This is a genomic window from Marichromatium sp. PS1, assembly GCF_041155115.1.
Taxonomy (GTDB): Bacteria; Pseudomonadota; Gammaproteobacteria; order Chromatiales; family Chromatiaceae; genus Marichromatium; species Marichromatium gracile.
This window is the reverse complement of record NZ_BAAFHB010000007.1, coordinates 71716-96763: the sequence shown is the minus strand read 5'-3', so window position 1 is coordinate 96763 and position 25048 is coordinate 71716. Positions and strand designations below refer to the sequence as shown.

The 25048-nt window shown below is 63.5% G+C and carries 19 protein-coding genes and 1 CRISPR repeat array; of the genes, 12 read left to right on the top strand and 7 right to left on the bottom strand.

From position 1 onward, the window contains the following. Positions 1-38: 38 nt before the first annotated feature. Entirely contained in the window at positions 39-938 is a 900-nt protein-coding gene (locus ACAM26_RS16645; protein WP_123141236.1) for a PEP-CTERM sorting domain-containing protein, read from the top strand. 277 nt (positions 939-1215) lie between these two features. Here the strand turns inward: ACAM26_RS16645 and ACAM26_RS16640 are convergent, their stop codons facing one another. The 3 genes from ACAM26_RS16640 to nfsB form a co-directional block, all read right to left on the bottom strand. Next, positions 1216-1950: an LrgB family protein gene (locus ACAM26_RS16640; RefSeq protein WP_200189222.1), complete on the bottom strand. Its 735-nt coding sequence runs from the start codon at positions 1948-1950 to the stop codon at positions 1216-1218. Then, positions 1947-2315 carry a CidA/LrgA family protein gene (locus ACAM26_RS16635; protein ID WP_123141237.1) on the bottom strand — a complete coding sequence of 123 codons (369 nt, stop codon included), beginning with the start codon at positions 2313-2315 and terminating at the stop codon, positions 1947-1949. The genes ACAM26_RS16640 and ACAM26_RS16635 overlap by 4 nt, the downstream gene beginning before the upstream one ends. Before the next feature lie 327 nt (positions 2316-2642). Further along, entirely contained in the window at positions 2643-3302 is a 660-nt protein-coding gene (nfsB, locus tag ACAM26_RS16630; RefSeq protein ID WP_369614156.1) for an oxygen-insensitive NAD(P)H nitroreductase, read from the bottom strand. Between the two features lie 335 nt (positions 3303-3637). On the opposite strand from nfsB, the gene ACAM26_RS16625 reads away from it, so the two are divergent. Continuing rightward, the gene (locus tag ACAM26_RS16625) at positions 3638-5251 is read left to right on the top strand and encodes a DUF2235 domain-containing protein (protein WP_369614155.1); all 1614 of its coding nucleotides are present in this window, start codon (positions 3638-3640) and stop codon (positions 5249-5251) included. A 24-nt stretch (positions 5252-5275) separates the two neighbouring features. Further along, on the top strand, positions 5276-5974 hold the full coding sequence (locus ACAM26_RS16620; RefSeq protein ID WP_369614154.1) for a hypothetical protein: 699 nt from the start codon (positions 5276-5278) through the stop codon (positions 5972-5974). Positions 5975-6083: 109 nt separating this feature from the next. Here the strand turns inward: ACAM26_RS16620 and ACAM26_RS16615 are convergent, their stop codons facing one another. Continuing rightward, positions 6084-6890 (bottom strand): WYL domain-containing protein, encoded by an 807-nt coding sequence (locus ACAM26_RS16615; protein WP_369614153.1) that lies wholly within the window; start codon positions 6888-6890, stop codon positions 6084-6086. A 74-nt stretch (positions 6891-6964) separates the two neighbouring features. Between ACAM26_RS16615 and ACAM26_RS16610 the strand changes: the two genes are divergently transcribed. The 9 genes from ACAM26_RS16610 (at position 6965) to ACAM26_RS16570 (ending at position 21254) form a co-directional block, all read left to right on the top strand. Beyond that, a complete protein-coding gene (locus ACAM26_RS16610) occupies positions 6965-7699 on the top strand; it encodes a CRISPR-associated endoribonuclease Cas6 (RefSeq protein WP_123141242.1) in 735 nt (244 codons plus the stop codon). Next, complete coding sequence (locus ACAM26_RS16605; RefSeq protein ID WP_369614152.1) at positions 7696-10521, top strand: hypothetical protein; 2826 nt, start codon at positions 7696-7698, stop codon at positions 10519-10521. The genes ACAM26_RS16610 and ACAM26_RS16605 overlap by 4 nt, the downstream gene beginning before the upstream one ends. A gap of 15 nt (positions 10522-10536) precedes the next feature. Further along, a complete protein-coding gene (locus ACAM26_RS16600) occupies positions 10537-11520 on the top strand; it encodes a type I-D CRISPR-associated protein Csc2 (RefSeq protein WP_123141244.1) in 984 nt (327 codons plus the stop codon). Continuing rightward, positions 11517-12146, top strand: a complete 630-nt coding sequence (locus ACAM26_RS16595) for a hypothetical protein (RefSeq protein WP_369614151.1) — start codon at positions 11517-11519, stop codon at positions 12144-12146. The genes ACAM26_RS16600 and ACAM26_RS16595 overlap by 4 nt, the downstream gene beginning before the upstream one ends. Then, on the top strand, positions 12137-14092 hold the full coding sequence (locus tag ACAM26_RS16590; protein WP_369614150.1) for a DEAD/DEAH box helicase: 1956 nt from the start codon (positions 12137-12139) through the stop codon (positions 14090-14092). Before ACAM26_RS16595 ends, ACAM26_RS16590 begins: the two co-directional genes overlap by 10 nt. 13 nt (positions 14093-14105) lie before the next feature. Then, complete coding sequence (locus tag ACAM26_RS16585; RefSeq protein WP_369614149.1) at positions 14106-14597, top strand: Dna2/Cas4 domain-containing protein; 492 nt, start codon at positions 14106-14108, stop codon at positions 14595-14597. Further along, the gene (gene cas1 / locus ACAM26_RS16580) at positions 14597-15565 is read left to right on the top strand and encodes a CRISPR-associated endonuclease Cas1 (RefSeq protein WP_005220807.1); all 969 of its coding nucleotides are present in this window, start codon (positions 14597-14599) and stop codon (positions 15563-15565) included. Before ACAM26_RS16585 ends, cas1 begins: the two co-directional genes overlap by 1 nt. A 2-nt stretch (positions 15566-15567) precedes the next feature. Further along, positions 15568-15870 (top strand): CRISPR-associated endonuclease Cas2, encoded by a 303-nt coding sequence (cas2, locus tag ACAM26_RS16575; protein WP_369614148.1) that lies wholly within the window; start codon positions 15568-15570, stop codon positions 15868-15870. Between the two features lie 125 nt (positions 15871-15995). Beyond that, a CRISPR array of direct repeats spans positions 15996-19605; the repeat unit is 28 nt; unit sequence GTTACGAATCCCTATAAGGGGTTATGAG. A gap of 380 nt (positions 19606-19985) precedes the next feature. Beyond that, the gene (locus ACAM26_RS16570) at positions 19986-21254 is read left to right on the top strand and encodes an HD-GYP domain-containing protein (RefSeq protein WP_369614147.1); all 1269 of its coding nucleotides are present in this window, start codon (positions 19986-19988) and stop codon (positions 21252-21254) included. Here ACAM26_RS16570 and ACAM26_RS16565 read toward each other — a convergent pair. From ACAM26_RS16565 to bchE, 3 genes are all read right to left on the bottom strand, one after another. Beyond that, the gene (locus ACAM26_RS16565) at positions 21251-21574 is read right to left on the bottom strand and encodes a cysteine-rich small domain-containing protein (RefSeq protein WP_123142954.1); all 324 of its coding nucleotides are present in this window, start codon (positions 21572-21574) and stop codon (positions 21251-21253) included. The two genes, ACAM26_RS16570 and ACAM26_RS16565, sit on opposite strands and share 4 nt — an antisense overlap. 14 nt (positions 21575-21588) lie before the next feature. Beyond that, positions 21589-23157, bottom strand: a complete 1569-nt coding sequence (locus tag ACAM26_RS16560; RefSeq protein WP_369614146.1) for a cobyric acid synthase — start codon at positions 23155-23157, stop codon at positions 21589-21591. 127 nt (positions 23158-23284) lie between these two features. Next, positions 23285-24925 (bottom strand): magnesium-protoporphyrin IX monomethyl ester anaerobic oxidative cyclase, encoded by a 1641-nt coding sequence (gene bchE / locus ACAM26_RS16555; RefSeq protein ID WP_123141253.1) that lies wholly within the window; start codon positions 24923-24925, stop codon positions 23285-23287. Between the last annotated feature and the right edge of the window lie 123 nt (positions 24926-25048).

The following is a 25048-nucleotide window of genomic DNA, read 5'->3' as shown; positions in this document are numbered from 1 at the left end:
ACAGCGCGCATACAGCTCAACCTCGCAGGAGTGAAACCATGAAGACCTTGACGATCTCGCTGGCCGCAGCGACCGCACTGACCGCCAATGTCGCCAGCGCCGGCCTGATGTATCTCAATCTCCCGGACAACAGCTACGACACCACCCGCTTCATCGGCGCGCCGGACGCGAACACCATGACCGGGACCTTCGACGAGTTCGGCTACAACCAGCTGCTCGCGACCTCGATCTACGACTTCACCGACGGCTCGGTGGCCGGGTCCTTCTTCGACACCAACGACCCCGCCACGCTCGCCAGCTACGGCATCCCGACCTCCGGGACCGCGCTCGACGGCGTCTCCACCGTCGATCTGGTCATGCCGAACTGCCCGCTCGGCCAGTGCGACATCGACGCCCTGAGCCCGCTGGTACCGCCGCTCGCGACCGACAACGAAGGCTTCCTGCAGACCTGGGACCTGCAGGTCGAGTACACCTTCTACGGTGACCTCGGCGCCGGCGGTCCGACCTATACCAGCGGCACCTTCGACGTCTATTTCAACGACCTCAACGACGACACCAATGACCGTCTGGTGCTGACCGGCGAGCTCACCGGCTCGGTGCTCAGCGGTGCCAACCTCGACCTGTTCTTCGACATCACCTTCGTCGTGGATGACTTCCTGTTCATCCAGGACGACAACGGCGTCTTCGTCGATGCCTTCGACAAGCTCAGCGCTGGCGGCACCCCGACGCTGAAACTCGACACCAACGTCGATCCGCCGATCCCGGCCCCCAGCGAGCTGCTGCTCGTCGCCGGCCCCAGCGGTCCGGCCGCCGTCCGCCAGGCCAAGCTCGACGGCTCAGTCACCGGCAGCATCCCCGAGCCGGCCACCCTCGGCCTGCTCGGCGCCGGTCTGCTCGGCATCGGCTTCGCCGGCAGCCGCCGCCGCAAGCACGCCTGATCCGCTGACCTCTCGTCAGCTCGCATGATCCGACGGCGGCCTCCGGGCCGCCGTCGGCGTTTGGGGAAGGGCCGCCAGCCGCCAGCCGCCAGCCGCCAGCCGCCAGTGGGCGTCTATACTCGATGCCTGCGCCCAATGCCCCGCAACCGCAAAGCTGCCAGAGGCGCGAAGAACGCGACCCGTCTTCGGTGTCGGCCTGCCATCAGCTGCGCGACGACGAGACAAACCACCTCCCCTCACTGGTGGCTGATCGCTGGTCGCTGATGGCTGATCCCCCCTACATCCCGAGCAGCGCCAAGCCGCGCGGCAGCAACGGCAGCAGCAGCGCGGTGAGCACCGCCGAGAGTCCCATCGCCAGACCCGCCATCGCGCCCTCGCGATGACCGAGCTGGAAGGCCCGGGCGGTCCCGATGCCGTGCGCGGCGGTGCCCAGGGCCACCCCGATCACCGCCGGATCGCGGATCCCCAGACGGCGCAGCACCCCGACCCCGAACAGCGCCCCGACCAGGCCGGTGAGCACCACCAGGGCGGCGGTCAGCGCCGGGATGCCGCCGAGCTTCTCGGCGATCCCCATCGCCACCGGCGTGGTCACCGACTTGGGCGCGAGCGAGAGCAGCACCGCGCGATCCGCGCCGAGGGCCGCCGCCAGCCCCACCGCACTGACGACCGCCACCACCGCCCCGACCACCAGGGCAACCGTGATCGGCAGCGCCAGCACGTGTAGCTCGGCGCGCAGCCGATAGAGCGGGATGGCCAGCGCCACGGTCGCCGGACCGAGCAGGAAGTGGATGAACTGGGCACCGTCGAAGTACTGCGCATAAGGCGTGTCGGTGAGCACCAGCAGCCCGATCAGGGTCGCGATGCTCAGCACCACCGGATTGAGCAGCGCCAGCCCCCCGCACCAGGCCTGGAGCCTGCGCGCACCGAGCCACACCAGCAGGGTGAGGGTCAGCCAGAACAGCGGCCGCGCGGCGAGATAGACCCATAGCGTCTCGAGCGGCATCTCGGTCACGACCGCGCCCTCGCCGCCCGTACTCGGCGCACCACCCACAGCGTGCCCTGCATGGCCAGCGCCGTCGCCACCAGGGCGATCAGGGTACCGAACAACAGCGCCGCGCCCAGCGCCTGCCAGTGGGCATAGAGCAGCTCCCAGTGGACCATCACCCCGACTCCGGCGGGGATGAACAGCAGCGGCAGATGCGCGAGCAACCCGTCGGCGGTCTCGGCAACGCGCGCGGCGAGCCCGCCGCGCACCACCAGCAGCAGGAACAGCAACAGCATCCCCAGCACCGGCCCGGGAAGCGGCCACCCGAACAGCAGGACGAGACTCTCGCCCAGCAGCTGACAGGTCAGGATCAGGGTCAGGGCCTCAATCATCTCGATAAGGACTCGCGTTCATGGAAGGTTGAAAACGATCGGCATCACGCGAGTGGCGCGACGGAATGGTTGACGAAGCGGGCAAAGACAGAAAACACGGAATGTACACGTCGAGATGATTGACACCCCTATTAAAACTGACCTCACGGCAAGCAAAGCCGAGTTCGAGACAAAATTCGCACACGTAAAGGCTGAAAATGTTGAGTAAGCCGCGATTCAGCGGCGCTGAGCGCCTTGTCAATCGGCCCAAAACAGAACACTAAAAGTTTACGTCGAATTAATTTACGACGATAAAAAACAAAACCTTACGATCAATCCGTCTTGAATTCACAAATCACTGAACACCTCCTGTTCCTGAAGTCGCGATTTCGGCAGTACTGCGTTGAAGTCGGTCTCGGCGCGATAGCCGAGCGCGACCAGCACCACGGCACTCAGCCCACGCTCGCGCAGCCCCAGCTCGACATCGAGTACCTCGCGATTGAAACCCTCGATCGGGCAGGCATCGATGCCCAGGGTCGCCGCGCCGAGCAGGAGCGAACCCAGCGCCAGATAGACCTGCTTCTCGGCCCACTGATCGAGATCGCCCAGCTCATCGCGATGCAGTCCGACATAGAACCCCCGGGTGGCCCGCTGACGCGCCTCGGCCTCCTCGGTCGGGAAGCGACCATCGGCGCGCTCCTGCGCCAGCAGGTGTTCGAGATAGTCGTCATCGATCTCGGTGCGTGCGCAGAGGACGACCACGTGCGAGGCATCGACGATCTTCGGCGTGTTGTAGGTGTGGCCGGCCTCGGTGGACATGCTCACCCGCGCCTTGCCGGACTCGGTGGCGGCGATGACGAAGTGCCACGGCTGGGCGTTGACCGACGAGGGGGCATTGCGCAACAGCGCGCGCAGCGTCTCGATCTCGGCCTCGGGGATCCGACGCTCGGGATCGAAGGCCTTGGTGGCATGACGGGTCTGGGCGTAATGGGCAATGTTCATCGGCATCGAGCACGCGATCAGAGCGTGCCTCCTCGGGAAGATCAGTCACAGACACAAGGCTCCGGCGGGCGCCGAGCGCGTGTGCCACTCAAATAGGGCGTCCCCGACCTGGGGGCGGGCGGGACCGGTCCGGTCGGCAGGCTACCAGATCCAGCAAGCGCGAGGCGATAGGGCGCGGCGGCGAGCGCTGCACGTTACCTTCAGCTTCAGGCTGATGGCGCGAGGACATCGGGCGACAGGGTCGACCGGTAAAACCTTTTCGTGTACACAAAACCCCTGCAAGCCTATGCTTTCAGTCGTCAGCGTCAGCAACACAACTGCAGGTACACGAGGACCCACGCATGAAACGGCTCATCGTCTGCTGCGACGGCACCTGGCAACATCTCGAATCCGACTACCCCACCAATGTCGTCCAGCTCGCCCAGGCGACACGGACACAATGCGACGACAGCACGACCGAACAGGTCGTCTATTACGACGAGGGTGTCGGCGCCGAGGGCGGCATCGGCGCGCTCAGCCGCGAGTTCACCGCCATCATCGGCGGCGCCTTCGGGCGCGGGATCGACAAGAACATCATGGACGCCTACCGCTTCCTGGTGCTCAACCACCAGCCCGATGACGAGATCTATCTGTTCGGCTTCAGCCGCGGCGCCTATACGGTGCGCAGCCTCGCCGGACTGATCGGCGCCGCCGGCCTGCTGCAGCGTCATCAGCTGCGCTATATCCGCGAGGCCTACGAGTTCTATCGCGACCCCGACGCAGACAGCGACGAGGTCGCCCATTATCGCGCGTTTCGCGACCGTCACAACCCGCAACCTGCACCGATCCGTCTACTCGGTTGCTGGGACACGGTCGGCAGCCTCGGCTTCCCCGACATCATCCCCGGACTGACCCTCGACCGTGCGCTCAACCGCCGCTACCGCTTCCACAACAACCGCATCGGCGCGCACGTCGAACAGGTCGCCCATGCCGTCGCGATCGACGAGGCCCGCGCTCAATTCATGGTCACCCTCGCCGATGCCGATGACCCGACCCGCACCCAGGTGCGCGAGACCTGGTTTCCCGGCGACCACGGCTGCATCGGTGGCGGCAGCTTCGTCAAGCGCGGACTCTCGAGCATCCCCCTGCGCTGGATGCTCGAGCAGGCCGGCGATCTCGGTCTGGAGAGCGACACCCGGCACATCGAGGTCGATGTCAGCCGTCACTTCAAGCACCATGAACCGGTCCTCGAGGGTCTGGCCCCCGAGGATCCCTGCATCTTCGTCGACGACGACATCCCCTTCCCCTACACCGCGGGCGAACGCGACCCGGCGCGCCTGCAGCGCGAGACACGTCCCCGGCTCCATGCCCACGCCCCGCATCAGCAGGTGGAACTCCATACCAGCGTCGGCCAGCGCTGGCGCGACTGCGCCTGGTGGCGACCGCAGCCACTCGCCCCCTTCGCCGCGACCCTTGATCGCTGGGCCGAGGACCATCCCAACCCGCTCACCGAACTACCGGCCGACGGTCACCTCGCCCCAGGCCAGGAGGTCGAGATCGAGGTCGCCGCCCGCATCCGCGATCTCGCCGACCAGCCCTGGCGGCTCCATCTCGAGGCCGGCGCAACCTACACCTTCGCACTCAGTCCGACCCAGGTCTGGCAGGACGGCGAGCTGCCACCCTGCTCGGCCGACGGCTGGGACCGACAGGATCTGCGCGGCCTGCGCCGCTTGCTCCGCCCGGTGATCCATCTGTTCGAGAACCAGCGCCAGCACCCCGAGGCGAACTGGTTCGAGCTGGTCGGCGAGATCCGAGAGGACAGCGGCGCCCGCCACCACTTCCGCCTCGGCGCCCATCCGGCCGAACGCTTCCAGCCACCGGCAAGCGGTATGCTGCTGTGCTACGCCAATGATGCGCCGGATCATTACGACAACAATGCGGGGCAGATTCGGCTGAGGATCAGCCGGCTGAGCTGATCCCCTGCTCGGGAAGCCTGCGACATGACACTCGACATCTCACCGCTGCTGATCGGTCATCCCGCATCCTGGCTCGTCCTCGCCGGGTTGCTCCTGCTGCTGCTCGCCCTGACCGGCAGGATCGGGCGCTTGCTCGAACTCTCCCGCGCCCGCCAGCGAGCTGCCTTGCTGATCGGCGCCGCGCTGACCCTGAGCGGGTTGCTGCTGTATCCGCCGGTGCACCCGGAGCACCCATCCGACGGCACGCCCACTGCGACAGCAGCGCCCCATGCCGTCGAGTGTCGAGCGACGAGCGGCCCCGGAGACATGCCGCCGGCCATCGCCATCGAGGCCCTGCTGGTCGCGGTCAACCACAGTGCCAGGCTGGTCGAGGCCGATCAGCCGCTGGCTGCCGAGCCAGGCGACCTGCTCGCCGTCGAGTCGGTCACCCTCTGCGTCCCGACGACGGCGGACGCCCGAGCCGGCAGCGCCCATGTCGAGTTCGCGCCGGTCGACACCCAGGGTCGGACGATCACCTCGGCCATCGCCGCAACCCGCGGTCGAACCCTGATGCCGGGCCGTCAGACCCTGCCGGGTCCGGGCAGGCAATGGCGGATCAGCACCGACTGGCGCCACCTCTCGGTCACGCTCGTGCACTACCCGGACGGCGGCGGCACCGCCAACCCCGGCTGCGAGCAAGGCGCCTGCGAGATCGACGACCGACTGACCCTGCCCTTCGACTGAAAAACCCTCCCTGCCCGCGAGATCGACGGCGACCCGACCGGGTCGTCGCGGGTCTCGCCTCCCATCGCCCGCCACCGCGGCGCCATACCGGTCCAACGCCGCGCAGCACTCAACTCGTATCGACCTCGACCCACCGGGGCACACCGAAGCGCCAATCGTTGCGGCAAAGACGCCTCCGCACATAGTGCTGCAGCGCCACGCGCACGCCAGGAACACGCAACAGCTCGCCGTTCACGGGAAGAAAGTCCAGCCTGAGCGCTTCCTGAGCGGCCTGCGGCAAATCGGGGTTGATCTCGAAGGTCAGCTCTTGCTGACAATGCCAATCATGATCCTCTTCGCTCGACATCCTCCGCTCATCGCTTGGAGCGGCCTCCATCACTCGGCTCAGGACGAAATCGAGAAACCTGGATGAGTCGTGGCAATACGCCCGGAAGTGATAACGACCGTCGGCGAACACCAGGTGATGCGGTGAGATCAGGCGGGAACGCGTCCTGCTTTTCGACCAGTAGCCGATCTCCACGGCCCTTTCCTGTCGGAGCGCCTCGAGCACGACACGCAGCGCGCCAGGGGCATAGAGGGGACGGACCAGCATGTCGGCATCCTGAAAGGGCAGATCACTCCAGTCCCGCTCCTCATAGAAATAACCGAGGTGATTGACGGCACGCTGATAGTCGAGAAATCGCGCGACATCGTCGCGAATGTAGACCGCCTCGAAGCTCTCTGTCGCGACCTGACGACGCAGGCGTCGATCATGGCGCATCTGCCCCGGATGCTCTCGTTGATAGGCCTGGATCGTGCCTTGGGCATTCTGGCGAGCGATACCGAACTCCTGGGCAAGCTCTTTGGCGGTGAACCCGCCGCCCCATAAAAGGCGGGTCTCGATGAAAGCGAAGCGCCTAATGATGTCATGTTTCATGTCAGGCAATGCCTTGCTTATGGTTGATGGTTTTGCTTACACTCAAAGTGTAGCTTCCATCAAGGGATATCGCCATGGACATGCACAGGGTTCGCTTACAGCTTCGACCTGGAGAGCAGGCGGACTACCGTCATCAAGACCTCATCCACGACACCCTAATCAACGCCTGGATCGAGAGCGGCGCCCGGCCGGATCAGGTCATCGGCGCATCGGCCCAACCGTGGACCTTTGCCCCGCTCGGCTTCCACAACCAGCACCAAGGGCGGGCTCACACCCTGGTCGTCTCTACCCCGAGCGCGGAGCTGGCCGCGATCCTGGCTGCATTCGAGACCGGCGCACTGCGCCATGCGCGCACCACAACGGGCGAGTTGCTCGACTTCACCTCGGCAACCGTCGTGCACGAATCACCACCGATGCTGTCCGAGCAAGCCACGCTAGGTGTTCTCACCCTCTCCCCCATCGCGATCCGGGACCGCTCGGCACCCGGCAAGCGTTGGCATACACGCCTCGACGCCTTCGACCTCTCTGCGGCGGTCAACACACGCCTGAGCCGTATCGCCGGCCGTGAGGTCGCCTTGGAGGTTCATCCCGACAGCCTCTACCTGCGCGCCAACCCTCGGCACTCGGTGCTGGTGAGCACCAAACGCATGCGTAATGGACACTCGGCCTTCGTCATCGGGATGAGCGCACCTCTGGTGCTCGCCGGCAGCCGCGAGGACCTGCTCCTGGCCTGGTATGCGGGCCTCGGCGAGAAGACCCGCAACGGATTCGGCTGCATCGGTCTGGCCGAGGACGGGGTGGGACGATGAGCGATTCACTCACCCTGGCCAGCCAAGTGGCCGCAGACGTCTATCAGGCGTTGATGACCGAAGTCGTCGAGCCTTTCGTCTTGAAAGACCGCAAGGGTCACGTGCTCGATCAGAAGAAACAGAGGGATCTGAGCGCGGGAAAGATCATCGACACGCGGGTCGTGCACCTCATGTCCATCAGCGGCAAGGGAGGATATGACCCCGACCCCGTCAAGAATGCGCGCTATGCCGAAAGCGCCAACATCACCCTGCTCGATCACCTGCTCTCGGTGACGCGTGGCGCCCTGATCTTCGCCGCACTCGACATCCTGGAGCGTACCCCGGACATCGACCTGGATGGACTGCGTGTAGAGCTGCGTATCCTGGCGGCCCTCGCCTTCATGCATGACGTCGACAAGGACCTCTGTCTTCCACGTGGCACGCTGTTGTCACTGGAGGCAATCGCCGAGCGTTGGGCGCGATACGGGCTCGACCAGTTCACCGGCGATGCCCTGACAGCGGACCAGGTGCGATTTCTCATCGAGCATGTAGAAACCACCCAGGCGCATCGCAGCCCGCCGGCGGAGTATCCGCCCCGGCGTTTCTCGAGCTTGATGCGCTATGTCGCGCTGGCCGACAAGCTCGACGGACTCTGGCTCAAGGAAGGCATCGATGCGGTGCTGGAGCGTCTGCGCAAGGACGGCGCACTCGACAGCGACCTGCTGCGTCACTGGACACTGATCGACCTGTTCGATCCGCACCACCCCTTTCTCGTCGATGAACTGCAGCGTGCCCTGTCCGCCTGCTGTAAACCCGTTCCGCCACTCATCGAGGGGCATCAGGACGGGCGGCTGGTCATGCTGGTTCCCGCCGCGCAAGCAAATGAGATCCGCGACACCGCAATCCGCAAGGTGCGACGGTTTCTCGGACGCAAGCTTTTCGGACTCCGCATCAATGTCTCGAATCGCGGTCTGCCTGAAATCCTGGACTCACAGCCGGACCATGAGCAACTGACGAACTTTCTCTCGTCGAAACTGAAAGGGCGCGACCTCGCCGCACTCTTCCGGGTCAAGTCGACCCTCGCCAACGAGGTCATCACCCGAGAACTCGACGGACTCCTTGGCTGCATCGGTCTGGAACCCAACTGGCCGAAGGGTCAGGGACAGACCATCACCCCCTACCCCAACCCAGAAGCCTTGTCGGGCAATGCACAACACGCCCTGAGATCGGCCGCACACCTCGCCCTGCTCCTCAACTACAAGGCGGTGAAACAACTGCCGAGCTATGACGCACGCGAGCAGGCCGTGCTCGATGTCATCGGAGAGGAGCGACCCGCCTGGTTGAGCGCGATCGAGGACGCCGCATCACGGCGCACCTTCACCAGCCTCTGGGCGACACAGCGCGCCACCACCAACCCGGACCTGTACGCCGATATTTGGGGGACTGGTGGGTTGCTGCACCACTGGCTGGAAGGCACGGACGATCAGCCCGGCCTGCGTGACAGCATCTTGGCTCAAGGAGAAGACCGCCTCGATGCAGTGGTGTCGCATTTTGCCGAGCGACTCGACAACAAGCGCATGGCAGCCCCATCGAAGCAGGGTAAACGCTGCCTTATCACCGACATGCCGGTGCGCAAGGATGCGACGTTCAAAGACTCCGACAAGCTGTACGAGGTGAAGAAGTCCGCCTTCTCGGGACGAGACGGGCGGCTCGAGAACATCGACTCGGCCACCGGCGAAACGCACATTGCTCCAGTCTCCTATGCCGAGCATCGACTGCGCAGCGTCGTCCATGCCAATGCCGGTGGCAGGCCGGACGGCATTCCCACCCTGCTGTCCATGTCCTCGACGACCGGCCTGTTCGCCGGACTCGTGCTCGACAACGAGCGTGACTTCCAGTCGCTGTCGGTCTTCGATCTGGCGCGCGAGCAAGTGGCAAAGGGCAAGGTCTACTCGGGGCTGGGCGCCTATCGCCAGCGCTTCCGTGTCGCCCGCTTCGAACGCGTTCCAGTGAAGACAGAGGAGCAGACCGCACTGCTGCGCCTCTTGCTGCGCAGCGCGCTGCGGATCGGCCGCCCCCTGCACCTGTTTCGCGGACTGCCAACGAACGAAAAGGCCTTCTTCGCCTATGACGCCATGCCACGCCGACTGGCCGACCTGATCGGCGGTCGTCGACTGCGCATCGAGCAGGTTCCAGCAGCCATCGAACGCTTGGAGACGGCCCAGCTCATTCTGGACACCAATGGGTTGGGATTCGAGGTCTTCGACCGTTACACGCGACCCGCGACACGGTTGGGCGCAATCTGCCTGACCTGGTCGTCTCTGCACGAGGCGGCCAGGAGCGGGAAGCCGGATCGCACCCTGCGCTTCAAGCGCGAATTTGAGCAATGTATCGAGGAGAACAGCATGAGCGACACCGAAGCCCCATTGGTCAAGTTGGGACACGCGGCGGCCCGCATCCAGCAACGCCCGCACGGCAGTGCCTCCACGAACGAGGAGATGCTGACCTTCAACCTCTGCCTGAAAACGGCGATCGGTGCTTGGCGTCTGGGGCAACGCGACCCGGAATCACTCGCCATGGCAGTCGCCGGAGAACTCGAAACCAACCTGGCGCGCAAGAACAAGATCGCCAGCGCCAAGAATCGCCCCGAGGAAACGCTGGCGGATGCCTTTCTGTCCTTCGCGCAACTCTTCGTCGACGACGTCTGGTTCGGGGTCATGCAGGGGCGCCCCCCTGCCCAGAGCAGCCGCCGCATCCTCGGCAGTATCTACCGCATGTCGTTTCTGACCGCGCCACGCCCCAAGTCCGAGGCCACTGACGCACCCGCCGCAGCCAATTCATAAGCAAGGAGCCACCCCATGGAACGCTTGAACGACTATCTCGCCCCCCTGAACGGACTGCTCGAGAAAACCCAAGGTGACAACAGCGCCTATCTGCACCCGAAGCGCAAGAACCTCGGGAGCATCTCCCTGGTGCTGATCCGCGAGGCGATCGCGCCGGTGGTCTTCCGCAATGCCGAGCAAGAGATCACCGATATCGAGTTCAACGACGAGACCTACGTCCGCGCGGTGCCGAACAAGTTCAAATACCCGGAACGGGGGCGCGCACTACAGATCCTCCGCGCGATGGGCGCGGGTGGGCGCTATCCACAGAACCGTACCGTGATCCCCAAGAAGGCCAAGCCCTCCGAGTCCTTCGACCTGAACACCCTGGTGTTCGGCGACTCGGCAAACTCCGACAACAAGGTCCTGCCGGTACGGGCCGCGGTGAACTACTCCGACGGGCTCAGCCTGCGGCCCAAATATCTGTGTGTCGACGAAAGCTTCCACAACCGTGGGATGGAGGATGGCACCCTCTGGGACGCAGAGGACAACAAGAACACCGACAACCTCTTCAGCCGCCACTTCATCCGCCCCGGATCGCTGATGGTCCAGGTGCTTTCGACGCGCGGGAAGATGCTCCCCGCCATCGGACTCAAGCACCTGCTGCTGTCGGTCGGCATGGCCGGGAGCTACGGCGGTCAGACCTCGGTGACCGGCATCAACATCCGCACCCATTGCGTCGGGATCTACGCCGATAAATTCGAGAAGGCCGAGACCTCGCCCTACGAACTGATCAAGCACTTCGATCCGGCCGAGACGACCGACGTCGAGACCGCCACCGCACGACTGCACAACCTACTCGCCCCCCTGCACCAAACCGTCATCCCAGGACAGGAGGTCCAGGGATGGGTCGAGCAGCTCGTCGACGACTTCAACCAGCCTGGCGGCCGACTCGAGGCCGAATACAAGGAGGCCGCCACCGAGATCGCGCAGCTCTTCGACGGCTGGTTCGGAAAATGAGCCCGGCCATCGGACTGCGTGCCGAGACCCTGACACCGTTCGCCTATCACTCGCTGGCAGTTCAGGGTGGCACGGCCACCCTACCCGAGCTCATCAGCGACAACGCGCTGGCGTTCGGCCTGGCCGGCACACTGGGTTGGATGCGCGCGAGCGGCGCGCTCCCGGAGAAGGACTACCGTCGTGACCTGGGCGTCATGCCCTGGCGGGCGTCGCTGCTGATAGCCGACGATCCACGCTTGCTGCCGCCGCTGGCGCGCCGACTCAACCTGGAGGAGGAAGGCGGTTATCAGAAAAAGCTTCGCGATGTCACCTATAAGGGCAACCTGAAGCAATTCTGGACGACCCAAGAGGTGCCCCCGGGGGCCGTCTTCCGCGGCGCGCTCTTCGGCATCGATCCCTTCGAGGAGACAGGCCAGACATCGCTCGTCATCAGAATCGGTCTGCATCGCAACGGCATGCTGAAACTCACCCGCGACGACAGCATCGAGCAGGTCCGGCTCAACGCCGCGACAGCGGCACTGTTCGGGCGTGAGCTGGCGGTCGAGCGCTTCCTGCTCTACGGCTTGCAGCTCACGGAATGGATGCCGCTCACCCAGGCCGGAGAGGAGGTCGCCCGATGGACGTGATCATCGCCAGGCACTGCGTCGCGGCGGGAGAGGATGGACTCTCACCGCTGCAGCGCGACCTGATCGAGCACCCGGCACGGATACGCATCGCCGAGGCCCCCACGGGGGCCGGAAAGAGCTACGCCTTCCAGCGTGCGCTGCGCGATCGTGGACACCGTATCCTCTTCATCGTACCGACGCGACGACTGGCGCAGAACTTGGCCAACGGGCTGATCAACGACCTGCAGGATGCCGGTTGGAGCCGACAGAAGGCCGCACAAAGCGTGGCGATCTGGAGCAGCGACCAGACGGCGATCTTGAGAAGCCAGGGCGTGGCCAGCATCAACGGGGTTCGGCTGCTCCAGATGACGGACCTGGGCAGCTTCGATGGCGGCATGATCGTCGCTACCCCCGAGGTCGTCAGCGGCCTGCTGATCCGCCGCCGGGTGGAGGCTGGACAGGCGGGCGAAGGCGTGTTCGACATGCTGGAGCAGTTCGATCACATCGTCTTCGACGAATTCCACTCGATCGAGGCGCGTGGATTCGGTCTGGCGGCCCTGTTCGCCCGCCTTGCCACGGTTCAACTCGACAACCGGGTAGGGTTCGGGGTGTCGCGCATCAGCTTCCTCTCGGCGACACCACTGGACCTGAAACCAACCCTGGTGGATATCGGCATCCCCGAAGAGGCGATCGCCCTGCTGCGTGAGCGGATCGTCCCGGACGGCCGCCCGCTCCACGGCGACGTGCACCTCTCGCTGGTCGATTCCCCAAGCCTTTACGACCTGATCCTCGACCACCTGAACGAGGTGGTCGAGGAACTGGCAGCGGGCCGTCAGGTCGTCATCGTCTACAACCGCCTGGTCGACCTGGAGAAGGACCTCCCGGGGCTGTCACGCAAGCTGCCCGAGGCCGGAATCGACCCCGCCCGGGTGCTGGTGATCAACAGTGTGCGTGACAGCACCGCCAAGGGCCGACATCAAGGAGGGTTCGCGATCGGTCGTCAACGCGACCCGCTCGCCTATGACCTGATCCTGGCAACCGCCAGCGTCGAGATGGGCGTGACCTTCCGCAATGCCGATTTCATGCTCATGGAACCGGGCTTCGAGGCAATGAGCTTCCTGCAACGCTACGGCCGCGCAGCCAGGCGCGGCGCGAACGGTCGCGTCATTGTGCGGATCGAAGAGCAGCGAAAACCCTGGCTGCGAGCCGTCGTGGACTGGGTCCGGGAGCAGCCCGGTGAGCGAAGCACGATCGCGGCACTGACCCAAGTACTCAGCCGATCCGTGCAGGCCGAGTTCTCGCCTCACAATACCGCCAGCACCTTCGGCCAGCTATCCAGTCAGGCGAAGTGGTGTACCGCGCTTTATTGGTCAGTGCTGCTGGAGCACGCAAGCAACCGTCAGCCCCGCCGAGGCCACCTGCTCGCCCACCAACCCAAGGGCGCCGGCGCGTTCTACCGGCTGGAGCAGAGGGTACGTCAACTGGCCGACGAACCGGGTCTGACCGAGCAGGTCAACCACTGGCTGAAGCTGTTCCATGCCCAGGCATTCGATCTACGCACGATCGAGCCGAAGATCCGAGTGGTCAGCGACACCGGCGAGGCATACGACTATCCCAAAGTCTGGCTGCAACGGGAAACGGAGGTATTCGAGCGCGGCATCGAGACGGGCGACGAAATCCACATCCAGGGCGGCCTCGACGACTACTGGCGCGAGGACAAGGATCATCACGCCAAACGCGACTGGATCTGCCACTTCCCTCACACCACGCGAACCCTGAGGTTGCCCTGCGATGAGCGCCTGGTCAATCGCTGGTGTGACGAGCTGGAAGACATCGACCCTTATGAATTCGACTGGGAGGATCACCCCCAGGCACTGGAGGCCGTGAAAAAGCTTGTTCGCCTAACCGGACTGGTACCCGGACATGACCCCGAGATTTCACTGGACGCAGTCAGCGGCGTTCTCTGAGCGTGTCGACCGATTGAACCTGCAGGGACTGCACTTCCAGCACATCAACCTGTGTCGGCGGCGAGCCTGGATGTACCTGCACCGGATCAACTTCGCCCAGTGGAACAATCGCGTCGCAACCGGGCTGGCACATCAGGAAACCCGTTACAAACGCGACCGCTCGACGATCGGCCTGTTCGGTCTGGCCCCGGATCGGCTGGACTGGGAGCAGGCCATCGTGTTCGAGAACAAGGGAACCGGTGGAGCCCAAATCGCCGTCGACCGCCAGGTCGGCTACTACGCAGTCATGCTCTCCATCGCCACGGGGCGCGCCTGGACGGCACGGGTACAGGTGCTGACAAACCGACGCTGGCGTGAAGTCGCGCTCGACTCAGCCCTGCTCGATGGGCTCTGGCACGACAGCCTCGCCCTCGAACGGCTCACCCAGTCGGAGCAGGTTCCCGAAGCATCGAAAATCGGCCTGTGCGCCAGTTGTTCATTGGCACCTTTCTGCGGGTATGACTGATGGAAACGCTCTTCGTCACGCGTGATGCCACACTCAGGCAGCACGAAAACACCTTGTCGATCATGATCGACGGGCGCAAGCGCTCGCTGCCGATCGAAGCCGTCGGGCATCTGGTCCTACTCGGCGAGAGCCGCCTGAACAGTCGCCTGTTGACGCTGTGCGGCAAGCACGGTGTGCGTCTATCGGTATTCGACTACTACGGTTACTGCAAGGGCAGCTTCGAACCACTCGACCGCAACCCAGCGGGCATGGTCAAGCTCAAGCAGGCAGAGCTGTTACTGGACGAGCGAAAACGTATTGCCGTCGCTCGGGAGGTCGTTCGCGGCGCGGCTCACAACATGCTCGCCAATCTGCGCTACTACCACTACAGAGGAATTAAAGCGCTGGGTGACATCATCACCAAGATGCAACGTCTGATGGACAAGATCGGCACGGCCGACAGCAGCCCCACCTTGATGGGAATCGAGGGCAACCTGCACGAGCTTTACTACAGCGGCTGGCGACACATCGATCCGGCGCTGGATTTCACGCCGCGGGTAAGACGGCCGCCGAACAATCCGGTCAACTGCCTGATCTCCTTTCTCAATCAGCTCACTTATACCGTCACCCGGCACGAGACAAGCAAGACCCATCTCGAGGAGACCTTCAGCGTACTGCACGCCCCGGGCCACGGACGCGCGTCACTGAGCCTGGACCTTTCCGAACCCTTCAAGCCAGTGCTTGCCGACATGCTCATCTTCCGCATGGCACGCCGCAAGATGCTCGGCGACAACTGGTTCTCCATCAACCAGGGAGTCTGCCTGCTGACGGAGACTGGGCGTCGCCACGTCAGCGAACTGTTCGCACAACGCCTTGAAGAGCAATACTCCGGGCACAGCTTCAGGCAGTGGATCTATCGTGAAGCACTTGGACTCGAACGACAGGTTCTCGAGGTTTCCGAGTACGAATCATTCAAGCGGCGGGCTTAATCATGTTCATGCTCGTCACGTATGACGTCGAAGCGAAACGGACCAGAATTTTCAGAAAGATCCTGAAACGCTATCTCAACCACGAACAATATTCTGTTTTTTCTGGAGACATGACCGAAGCGGAAGCCGTGCGCTTGCGCCAAGAGCTGAGCGCGGCCATGCTCCCAGAGGACAGAATCACCGAAATCACAGCAGAAAACCGCAAGAATGTAGAGATTACCCACTTGATCAAGGCAAAATCCGGCAAAGGAGCAGTCAGTCGTAAAGCGGATACCAGACACAAGACCGATTACGGCGTCTTGTAGCCCCCAGACGTCTATCGCCTGTGAAGTCTCCAACTACAGACTCCGACGCACGGCCATCAGCCTCCACACAAAGAAAGTCAACACAAGCATCATTTAACACTAGAGGAAACACATCAAAATCGAGGGTTACGAATCCCTATAAGGGGTTATGAGGCCACAGGAACAGCCTATGGCGGCATCGGCGTAGGCGTTACGAATCCCTATAAGGGGTTATGAGGTGCGGTCGCCCTTGGCCCCGAGGCCCAGCTGCTTTGTTACGAATCCCTATAAGGGGTTATGAGATCCAGCCGTTCCCCAGCCCGGCAAGGGCCTGGTTAGTTACGAATCCCTATAAGGGGTTATGAGGCTATTGAGTACGGGATACCTGGCCGTGGCGGATGCGTTACGAATCCCTATAAGGGGTTATGAGTCAACGAGTGCAGATGGCTCAACCACGATAGCGCTCGTTACGAATCCCTATAAGGGGTTATGAGGCCTGTGTCACCGCCTGTGTCACCGCCTGTACCAACGTTACGAATCCCTATAAGGGGTTATGAGAAACAATGAGGAAACCGACGAAAAAAAAGCAGGCACGTTACGAATCCCTATAAGGGGTTATGAGAATTTCCGCGCGCTCGGCTACTCCGGGCGCGAGGCGGTTACGAATCCCTATAAGGGGTTATGAGACGCGTTCCGAATCGCCGCAGGATGCGCTGTTGCGCGTTACGAATCCCTATAAGGGGTTATGAGTCAATCGAGGTGTAGAGCTTCTGCCTTTTGCGATTGGTTACGAATCCCTATAAGGGGTTATGAGGGTGGCGAAGCGGCGCGCGCGGCGCTGCAACGCACCGTTACGAATCCCTATAAGGGGTTATGAGCTCTGGTATGTCGAGTTCCGTCTCGTTCTGCAGGCCGTTACGAATCCCTATAAGGGGTTATGAGACCTGCCGGCTCGATACCCTCGATCCCGAGGTGCTGGTTACGAATCCCTATAAGGGGTTATGAGCCGACTTCGCCGACACCGGGCGCCCCTATCTGGTCGGTTACGAATCCCTATAAGGGGTTATGAGGCGAGCGGCGCGCTGTTGCCGCATGTCGTGCTCACCGTTACGAATCCCTATAAGGGGTTATGAGTCTTTGGGATACGCGCGCCGGGTCATGCCGCTTCCCGTTACGAATCCCTATAAGGGGTTATGAGCAGCAATGACGCGGCCTCGCCGGAGATGCGGGGCAGGTTACGAATCCCTATAAGGGGTTATGAGACCATTTCCGCGTTTTTCGACGCGCTGCCCACGATCGTTACGAATCCCTATAAGGGGTTATGAGATCTCCCAGGCCCAGCGGGCCAGCTTCCGTCGGCAGGTTACGAATCCCTATAAGGGGTTATGAGACCATCCCCGCCGTGCTCGACGTCTATCGGGCCGAGGTTACGAATCCCTATAAGGGGTTATGAGAGACACCGGCATGGCGGACGCTCGACGGCACATTGAGTTACGAATCCCTATAAGGGGTTATGAGTCATCAGTGATAGCGGCATCACGCCGCTTTGGCGGTGTTACGAATCCCTATAAGGGGTTATGAGCTTGAGCGCCGATGCCTGATCTCCCTATCTGGCCCCGTTACGAATCCCTATAAGGGGTTATGAGAGCGCCTTGATGGTGCGCTGCTGCTCGGCGGTGAAGGTTACGAATCCCTATAAGGGGTTATGAGATCTCTGTGGCCCTCAGCGCGGCGCTGGCATGGCCCGTTACGAATCCCTATAGGGGTTATGAGCCTCGGGCGGGATGTCGATGGTGAGGCTGCCGACGCGTTACGAATCCCTATAAGGGGTTATGAGCACCACGTCCGGTGGCGCTACGACAGTGACGGTCGCGTTACGAATCCCTATAAGGGGTTATGAGGCCGAGAAGGCGCTCGCCGATCACGAGGCCACCGAGGTTACGAATCCCTATAAGGGGTTATGAGCCGCAGCCGAGGATCGCCACCGCCAGCCCCCACACCGTTACGAATACCTATAAGGGGTTATGAGAGGTCAGCCTCCTCCTGGCGGTTGTGCAGCTCGTGGGTTACGAATCCCTATAAGGGGTTATGAGTCGTTGTCGGGCTCGACGTCCTCCTCGGGCGGGACGGTTACGAATCCCTATAAGGGGTTATGAGCCGGACCCCGGCGCAGATACTGCGCAGCTATTGCCGGTTACGAATCCCTATAAGGGGTTATGAGACGGCCGGCAAAGACCCAGCGCGCGCGCTGGTAGGCGTTACGAATCCCTATAAGGGGTTATGAGGTCACCGTCGGCGATCGCGGGATGGTCGGCCATGATGTTACGAATCCCTATAAGGGGTTATGAGGGACAGATCCTCGCCGATACCGTCGCCGAGGCCCACGTTACGAATCCCTATAAGGGGTTATGAGATTGCGCCCGGCACTGCGCCGTTTTGGTTTCGGCATGTTACGAATCCCTATAAGGGGTTATGAGGTCGAGACCGCCGGCCCCGACGGCGAGCCCACATCGGTTACGAATCCCTATAAGGGGTTATGAGGTGATCGGCGGCGCGGTCGGCGGCCCGATCGGCGCAGTTACGAATCCCTATAAGGGGTTATGAGCGAACACCGGTGCGCGCCTAGGCTGCGCGGTCCGCGTTACGAATCCCTATAAGGGGTTATGAGCGAACACCGGTGCGCGCCTAGGCTGCGCGGTCCGCGTTACGAATCCCTATAAGGGGTTATGAGATCCGGAAGCGCGAGCGCGCCGAGCTGGATTGCCATATTACGAATCCCTATAAGGGGTTATGAGACGGCCTTCTCCACCTGCTCGCGACGCAGCAGATGGGTTACGAATCCCTATAAGGGGTTATGAGAGTGATCGCCCCAGATGATCGCGAAGCGGGCGAGGAGTTACGAATCCCTATAAGGGGTTATGAGACGCAGACGACCGATACGTTCATCACGCCAGCCATCGTTACTAATCCCTATAAGGGGTTATGAGTCTGCGCAATCTTCGTCAACGTTCCCGGCGAAGGTTGTTACGAATCCCTATAAGGGGTTATGAGAACGCCGATCTGATCCACGTCGACGAGGACGGCGAGGTTACGAATCCCTACAAGGGGTTATGAGGATCCTCGTAACGCCCGACGTAGCCGCGGATATGATGTTACGAATCCCTATAAGGGGTTATGAGCCTGGAGCCTGCAGCCGCAGACTCAGGGGCGCGAGAGTTACGAATCCCTATAAGGGGTTATGAGAAAGCCGGCGAGGCCGTACAGCGCGAACTAGAGGGGGTTACGAATCCCTATAAGGGGTTATGAGGTCTACTGGAACAAGACGAGTCGCTACAAGAAGGCGGTTACGAATCCCTATAAGGGGTTATGAGTTGCCGCCCTCGTCGTCGGCGGAGAGGCGCAGGCGCGTTACGAATCCCTATAAGGGGTTATGAGGAAAGGGCGAGTAGCAGCGCCGCCGAGTTTCTGGCTGTTACGAATCCCTATAAGGGGTTATGAGAGCGCCGCGCCCTCAAGACCGCTCACCGCCCGGGCGGTTACGAATCCCTATAAGGGGTTATGAGATGTCTGCCAGATTCTCGGGCAGCTCGGCGACGAGCGTTACGAATCCCTATAAGGGATTATGAGTTTCAGGCGGGTCAGATTGACTGCCGAGAAAAGCCGGTTACGAATCGCCATAAGCGGTTATGAGGGCGACGGTAACTGTGTCGGTACCGACTGCGGTGATGATTACGAAATCCTATAAGGAATTATGATTCCAGCACGCCTGCTATCTCCCTCATTTGCTTGAGAATTACGAATCCCGAAAAATGATTACGAGATAGGTCGCGAGTTTTTTCCATTGCGTGATAGATGCGTTACGAATCCCCTCAAGGGATAACGAGCAGCCTCTAAACAGATCTTGGGGATGTCTGGCATGGACGCCCCTTATGAGGAGGCCGACAGACCTCACCCAGCGGCGAGGCGCTGGAGACACACACTGATCAACATCCAGTGTTAGGATGAGGGTTCGAGCACCGTCCCAGGCGGTGTCCGCTCGCGTGTTGACACGGCCCGGATCGGGGTCGCACGCAATGCTGCAACATGGATGTTCAATCAGTGCCCCACGCCGCTCACCGTCTGCCGGACGGCTCGCGATGACGCTCGACGAGTCGGTCTATATCCGTCGTCTCACCACCCTCGGTGACACACAGCCGATCGCCGCCAGCGCCGATATCCGCGCGGCCAATGGCAGCAAGTTGCTGGCCCGTGGCGCGCGGATCGATCGCTCGGTGCTGGAGCGATTGCTGCGCCACAAGCTGCTCGAACCGATCGACCGCACCACTCGCCTCGCCGAGCGGGTCGATCGCACCACCTTGCTCGAGACCATCGCGCGCCTGCTCGATCGGGACCCGACCCTGGCCGCACTGATCGCCTGTCTCGGCGGACCGCACCACGACCCGCGCCGCACAGCCGCGCGGATCGATCCACCCGGCGTACTCGGCAACAAGCTCGCCGTTGCCCATCATCTCAACCCGGCGCTGTTCGAGCATGGGGTCGCCACCCTGCTTGCGGCCGATGCGTTGGCCAGCGCACGCGCCCTGGAGCCTCGCGACCAGGAGCGTCTGGCGTTGGCCGCACTCTGTCACGACATCGGCATCCTCCATCTCGAGGCCGCCTCGCTGGCTCCCTCGCAGCCCCTGCACCCCGAGCACTGGAGTCAGTTCTATGCCCACCCACGGATCGGCGCGCTGATCCTCGAGGGCGAGCCACAGACCCGCGGACGGATCGCGCGCGCGGTACTCGAACATCACGAACGCCTCGACGGCAGCGGCTACCCTCATGGCCGACGCGGCAAGGACCTCAGCCGACTCGGCATCCTGCTCGCCTTCACCGAGTTCATCGTCTCCACCAGTCAGCGGCTGGGAGCGCACGAGATGCTCACCATCGCCAAGACCCAGGATGCGGGCTTCGATCGCGCCCTGATCGGGCAGCTGATCGAGGGAATGCGCGAACGCGTGGAGTGGCTGCCGGCGCCGTCGCCGCGCCTCGAGACCGAACGACTGCTCAGCGCGCTCGATACGCTCTGGGAGGTCGTCGAGCCACCGGATGCCGGCGATCGACTGCTCAGCCCCGGACTGGCGGAGATCAGGCTGATGCTGGTGCGCGCGGGCCTCGCTCCCGGCGCCATGGGGTCGGACCCCGAACTACTCGGCGACGATCAGCAGATACGGCTCGAACAGGAGCAGTTGCTGCGCGAGGCGCTGTTCAGGCTGCGACGATTGCGGCTGGAGACACTGCGTCGCGCCGGCGAACGATCGAGCCGGCTCGAAGACTGGATCAGGCGCTCTGGGGAACTGCTCACGGCGGTGCGGCAGGCGCTGCAGGAGCAACAGCCATCGGCCACCGCGCTCGCCAACGGCTAGGAGGGATCGCGTCGACGATAGCGCTGCTGCGGCTCGCCGCACCAGGGTCGGGGGTCGTCGAGCCACTTTTGGATGAACGACCAGGCGGAGTGATAGCCCTCGTGCGGCAGGCGGCAGTCGGTGCAGTCCTTGCGCCGGTTGCCGTGACGGTCGGTGTAGATCCGGTAAGGACCGGGACAGTCGTAGGCGATCAACGGGCAGTAGCAGAACAGACAGTTGAACGTTCGCCGCACCCCGGGATGACAGGGGTAGAAGGGGCAGTCGTGGTTGGTGAAACCCTTGAAGGACGGGTTGTCGGTCAGCTCCTTGGGTTCGGTCACGACGCCCCTCCGCTTCAGCGCGCCAGTGTCAGCAGGGCGTCGAGATCGAGATTGGCCTCGCAGTGGTCGGCCAGGGCATCGAGCGCGGCCTCGATGCGTGCCTCGAAGTCGATCCGCGCCGCCTGAGCGCCGACCTGGTCGAGCCAGTGGGCGCGGAACGCGTCACCACCGAAGATGCCGTGGACATAACCGCCCATCACCCGTCCGTCGGCGCTGATCGCGCCCTCGGCACGCACCCCGTCCTGGCCGTCGTCGAGCATCAGCCAGGGGCGTTCGAGCCCGGCCCCGGCGGTCCGCCCCATGTGCATCTCGTAGCCGGTGAGGCGACAGCCGCTGCGCTGGTCGCAGCCATCGATCTCGATCAGTCGCTTGTCGCCGCCGATCTCGGTCTCGATGTCGAGCAGCCCGAGCCCGGGGGTCTCGCCCGGCTCGCCCTCGATGCCCTGGGGGTCGCGCACCACGCGCCCGAGCATCTGGTAACCGGCGCACAGCCCCACCACCCGACCGCCACGGCGCACATGGGCGATGATGTCGACGTCCCAGCCCTCGCGGCGCAGACAGTCGAGATCGGCGCGGGTGGCCTTGGAGCCGGGCAGGATCACCACGTCGGTCTCGGCGGGGATCGCCTCGCCCGGCTGGATCCAGCGCAGGTTGACGCTCGGCTCGGCGGCCAGCGGGTCCATGTCGTCGAAGTTGGCCACCCGCGACAGCCGCGGGATGGCGACGTTGAGCACGCCGCCGCTGGTCTCGGCCGGGCGTTCGAGCGCCAGCGAGTCCTCGGCGGGCAACCGCCCCGCCCCCTCGAACCAGCGCAGCACGCCCCGGAAGGGCCAGCCGGTGATCTCGGTGATGGTCTCGCAGGCAGGCTCGAACAGCGAGAAGTCGCCACGGAACTTGTTGACGATGTAGCCCACCACCCGCTCGCGGTCGGCCTCATCGAGCAGCAGCCAGGTGCCGACCAGCGAGGCCATGGTGCCGCCCTTGTCGAGGTCGCCGAGCACCACCACCGGCACCTCGGCGCGCTCGGCGAAGTGCATGTTGGTGATGTCGCAGTCGCGCAGATAGACCTCGGCGCCGCTGCCGGCGCCCTCGACCAGCACCAGATCGGCCTCGGCGCAGAGCCGCTCGAAGCTGTCGAGCACCGCCGGCATCAGCCCCTGGCGCATCTCGTGATAGACCCGCGCCGGACAGTTGCCGAGCGCGCGTCCGCGCAGCACCACCTGGGAGCCGACGTTGCTCTGCGGCTTGAGCAGCACCGGGTTCATGTGGATCGAGGGCGCCACTCCACAGGCGCGCGCCTGCAGTGCCTGGGCGCGACCGATCTCGCCGCGCGGCTGCTCGCCGTCGGGGCCGGGGGCGGCGTCGGTGTCGATGGTGACCGCCGCGTTGTTGCTCATGTTCTGCGCCTTGAACGGGCGCACCACCAGGCCGCGGCGGGCATAGGCGCGGCACAGGCCGGCGACCAGCATGCTCTTGCCGACGTCCGAGGCGGTGCCCTGGATCATCAGCGTGCGGGCACGGCGCGGGCCGCTGTCGCGCAGCGGCGGGAGGTCGATCTTGATCGTCGGTGCGGAATCGGTCATGCGATGAATCTCTGAACGACACGGCCCGCGTTCGTCGTGCGACGAAGCGGGCCGCTGATTGCCTATGCGGCGCGAGCGGACGGAACGGCCGCGACCGTCCACCCGCCCGCGTCGACCAAGTCGCGGATCAAGCGTTCTCGTACTGCTTGACCTGCTCCTCGGTCATCTGCTGATCGCCACCGCCACAGGCCTTGGGCCCGGCGCAGGCCTGGGGCGCGGCACCGGTGGCCGAGACCGCCGGACGCTTGGCCGGCGGCGCCTTCTTCCAGGCGTTGTGATCCGGCTCGACGATCTTGGCGCGGCTCTTGTCGTAGTCGAACTTGATCAGCTTCTTGAACATCGGCCCCCAGTAGTTCTGCTTGCCGAGCTGGTAGAAGCGACGCTCCATGGCGCTCTTGAGGAAGGCCTTGATGCAGCCGATCAGGTACTTGCGACGGAAGGGGTCGCGCACCCAGGGGTACTGGAAGAACATCCGCTTCATGTAGAAGCGTCGGTAGTTGGCCATGACCCCGTCGAGCAGCTCGGCGCGATCGATGTTGTCGGGCTTCATGATCGGCGAGACGAAGTTGTACTTCGAGTAGTCGAAGACCTCCACCCGATCGCTCATCTCGGTGAACATGTCGGCGAACGGCCAGGGGGTGTACATCGACCAGTTGGCCATGTCCGCGCCCCAGTCCATGACCATCTGATAGGTCTCTTCCAGGGTCTCGCGGGTCTCGTTCTCGAGACCGACGATGAACTGCGCCTCGGTGACGATGCCGTTCTCCTGGAGCAGCTGGATCGCGCGCTTGTTCTGCGCGACCGTGGTCTCCTTGACGAAGCGGTCGAGGTTGAGCTGCGCGGCCGCCTCGGTGCCGAGCGAGACGTGCACCAGACCGGCCTTGCGGTAGAAGGGCAGCAGCTCCTCGTCGCGCATGACGTCGGTCACACGGGTGTTGATGCCCCAGTGGATACCGAGATCGCGGTCGATCAGCTCCTGACAGAAGGCGACGAACTTGTTCTTGTTGATCTGCGGTTCTTCGTCGGCAAGGATGAAGAAGCCGACGCCGTGGACCTTGACCAGCTCCTCGATCTCGTCGACCACGCGCTTGGGATCGCGCACGCGGTAGTCGCGCCAGAACTTCCACTGCGAGCAGAAGCTGCAGGTGAAGGGACAGCCGCGCGCCATGTTGGGCGTGGCCACCGGCACCCCGAGCGGGATGTAGATGTACTTCTGCCAGTCGAGGATGCCCCAGTCCGGCCAGATCGAGTCGACGTCCTTGATCGAGGGCTCGGCCGGGGTGGCGACCACCTCGCCGTCGTCGCCGAGGAAGGCGATACCCTTGACCTTGTCGCGATCACCCGGCCAGCCGGTCTGATCGATGCTGCGCACCAGGTTGAGGGTGACCGCCTCGCCCTCGCCGCGCACGATGGCGTCGATCCAGGGCGCCTCTTCGAGTACCTGCTGGAACATGAAGGTGGCGTGGATGCCGCCGAGCACGGTGAGGGCCTGCGGGCGCTCTTCCTTGGCAACCTGCAGCAGGCGCTGCGCGGCGTAGATCATCGGCGTCATCGCGGTGGTGGCGATGATATCGGGCTCGATCTCCCGGATGGCGGCACGCAGCTGATCGTCGTCGAGCTTGTCCACCATGGCGTCGATGAAGTGGTAGTCCTCGTAGCCACCGGACTTCAGATAGCCAGCCACATAGGCAACCCACGCCGGCGACCAGTTGCCGGCGATATCGGCGGCACCGGCGCTATAGTTGGGGTGGACAAAAAGGATTCGCATTGTCAGCTCCGGGTTATCTCGATCGTCGGACTCAGCTGGGCTCTGCTGAGTGTAGTGAAGCCCCGCCAGACTGCGACAGTTGGCACAGACACCGTCGACCGGCGCAGCGCGACGGGGCCGGGG

Coding starts and splice junctions, on each gene's coding strand:
- ACAM26_RS16645 (WP_123141236.1), top strand. CDS start 39: ATGAAGACCTTGACGATCTCGCTGGCCGCAGCGACCGCACTGACCGCC.
- ACAM26_RS16635 (WP_123141237.1), bottom strand. CDS start 2,315: ATGATTGAGGCCCTGACCCTGATCCTGACCTGTCAGCTGCTGGGCGAG.
- nfsB (WP_369614156.1), bottom strand. CDS start 3,302: ATGCCGATGAACATTGCCCATTACGCCCAGACCCGTCATGCCACCAAG.
- ACAM26_RS16625 (WP_369614155.1), top strand. CDS start 3,638: ATGAAACGGCTCATCGTCTGCTGCGACGGCACCTGGCAACATCTCGAA.
- ACAM26_RS16620 (WP_369614154.1), top strand. CDS start 5,276: ATGACACTCGACATCTCACCGCTGCTGATCGGTCATCCCGCATCCTGG.
- ACAM26_RS16615 (WP_369614153.1), bottom strand. CDS start 6,890: ATGAAACATGACATCATTAGGCGCTTCGCTTTCATCGAGACCCGCCTT.
- ACAM26_RS16610 (WP_123141242.1), top strand. CDS start 6,965: ATGGACATGCACAGGGTTCGCTTACAGCTTCGACCTGGAGAGCAGGCG.
- ACAM26_RS16605 (WP_369614152.1), top strand. CDS start 7,696: ATGAGCGATTCACTCACCCTGGCCAGCCAAGTGGCCGCAGACGTCTAT.
- ACAM26_RS16600 (WP_123141244.1), top strand. CDS start 10,537: ATGGAACGCTTGAACGACTATCTCGCCCCCCTGAACGGACTGCTCGAG.
- ACAM26_RS16595 (WP_369614151.1), top strand. CDS start 11,517: ATGAGCCCGGCCATCGGACTGCGTGCCGAGACCCTGACACCGTTCGCC.
- ACAM26_RS16590 (WP_369614150.1), top strand. CDS start 12,137: ATGGACGTGATCATCGCCAGGCACTGCGTCGCGGCGGGAGAGGATGGA.
- cas1 (WP_005220807.1), top strand. CDS start 14,597: ATGGAAACGCTCTTCGTCACGCGTGATGCCACACTCAGGCAGCACGAA.
- cas2 (WP_369614148.1), top strand. CDS start 15,568: ATGTTCATGCTCGTCACGTATGACGTCGAAGCGAAACGGACCAGAATT.
- ACAM26_RS16570 (WP_369614147.1), top strand. CDS start 19,986: ATGACGCTCGACGAGTCGGTCTATATCCGTCGTCTCACCACCCTCGGT.
- ACAM26_RS16560 (WP_369614146.1), bottom strand. CDS start 23,157: ATGACCGATTCCGCACCGACGATCAAGATCGACCTCCCGCCGCTGCGC.
- bchE (WP_123141253.1), bottom strand. CDS start 24,925: ATGCGAATCCTTTTTGTCCACCCCAACTATAGCGCCGGTGCCGCCGAT.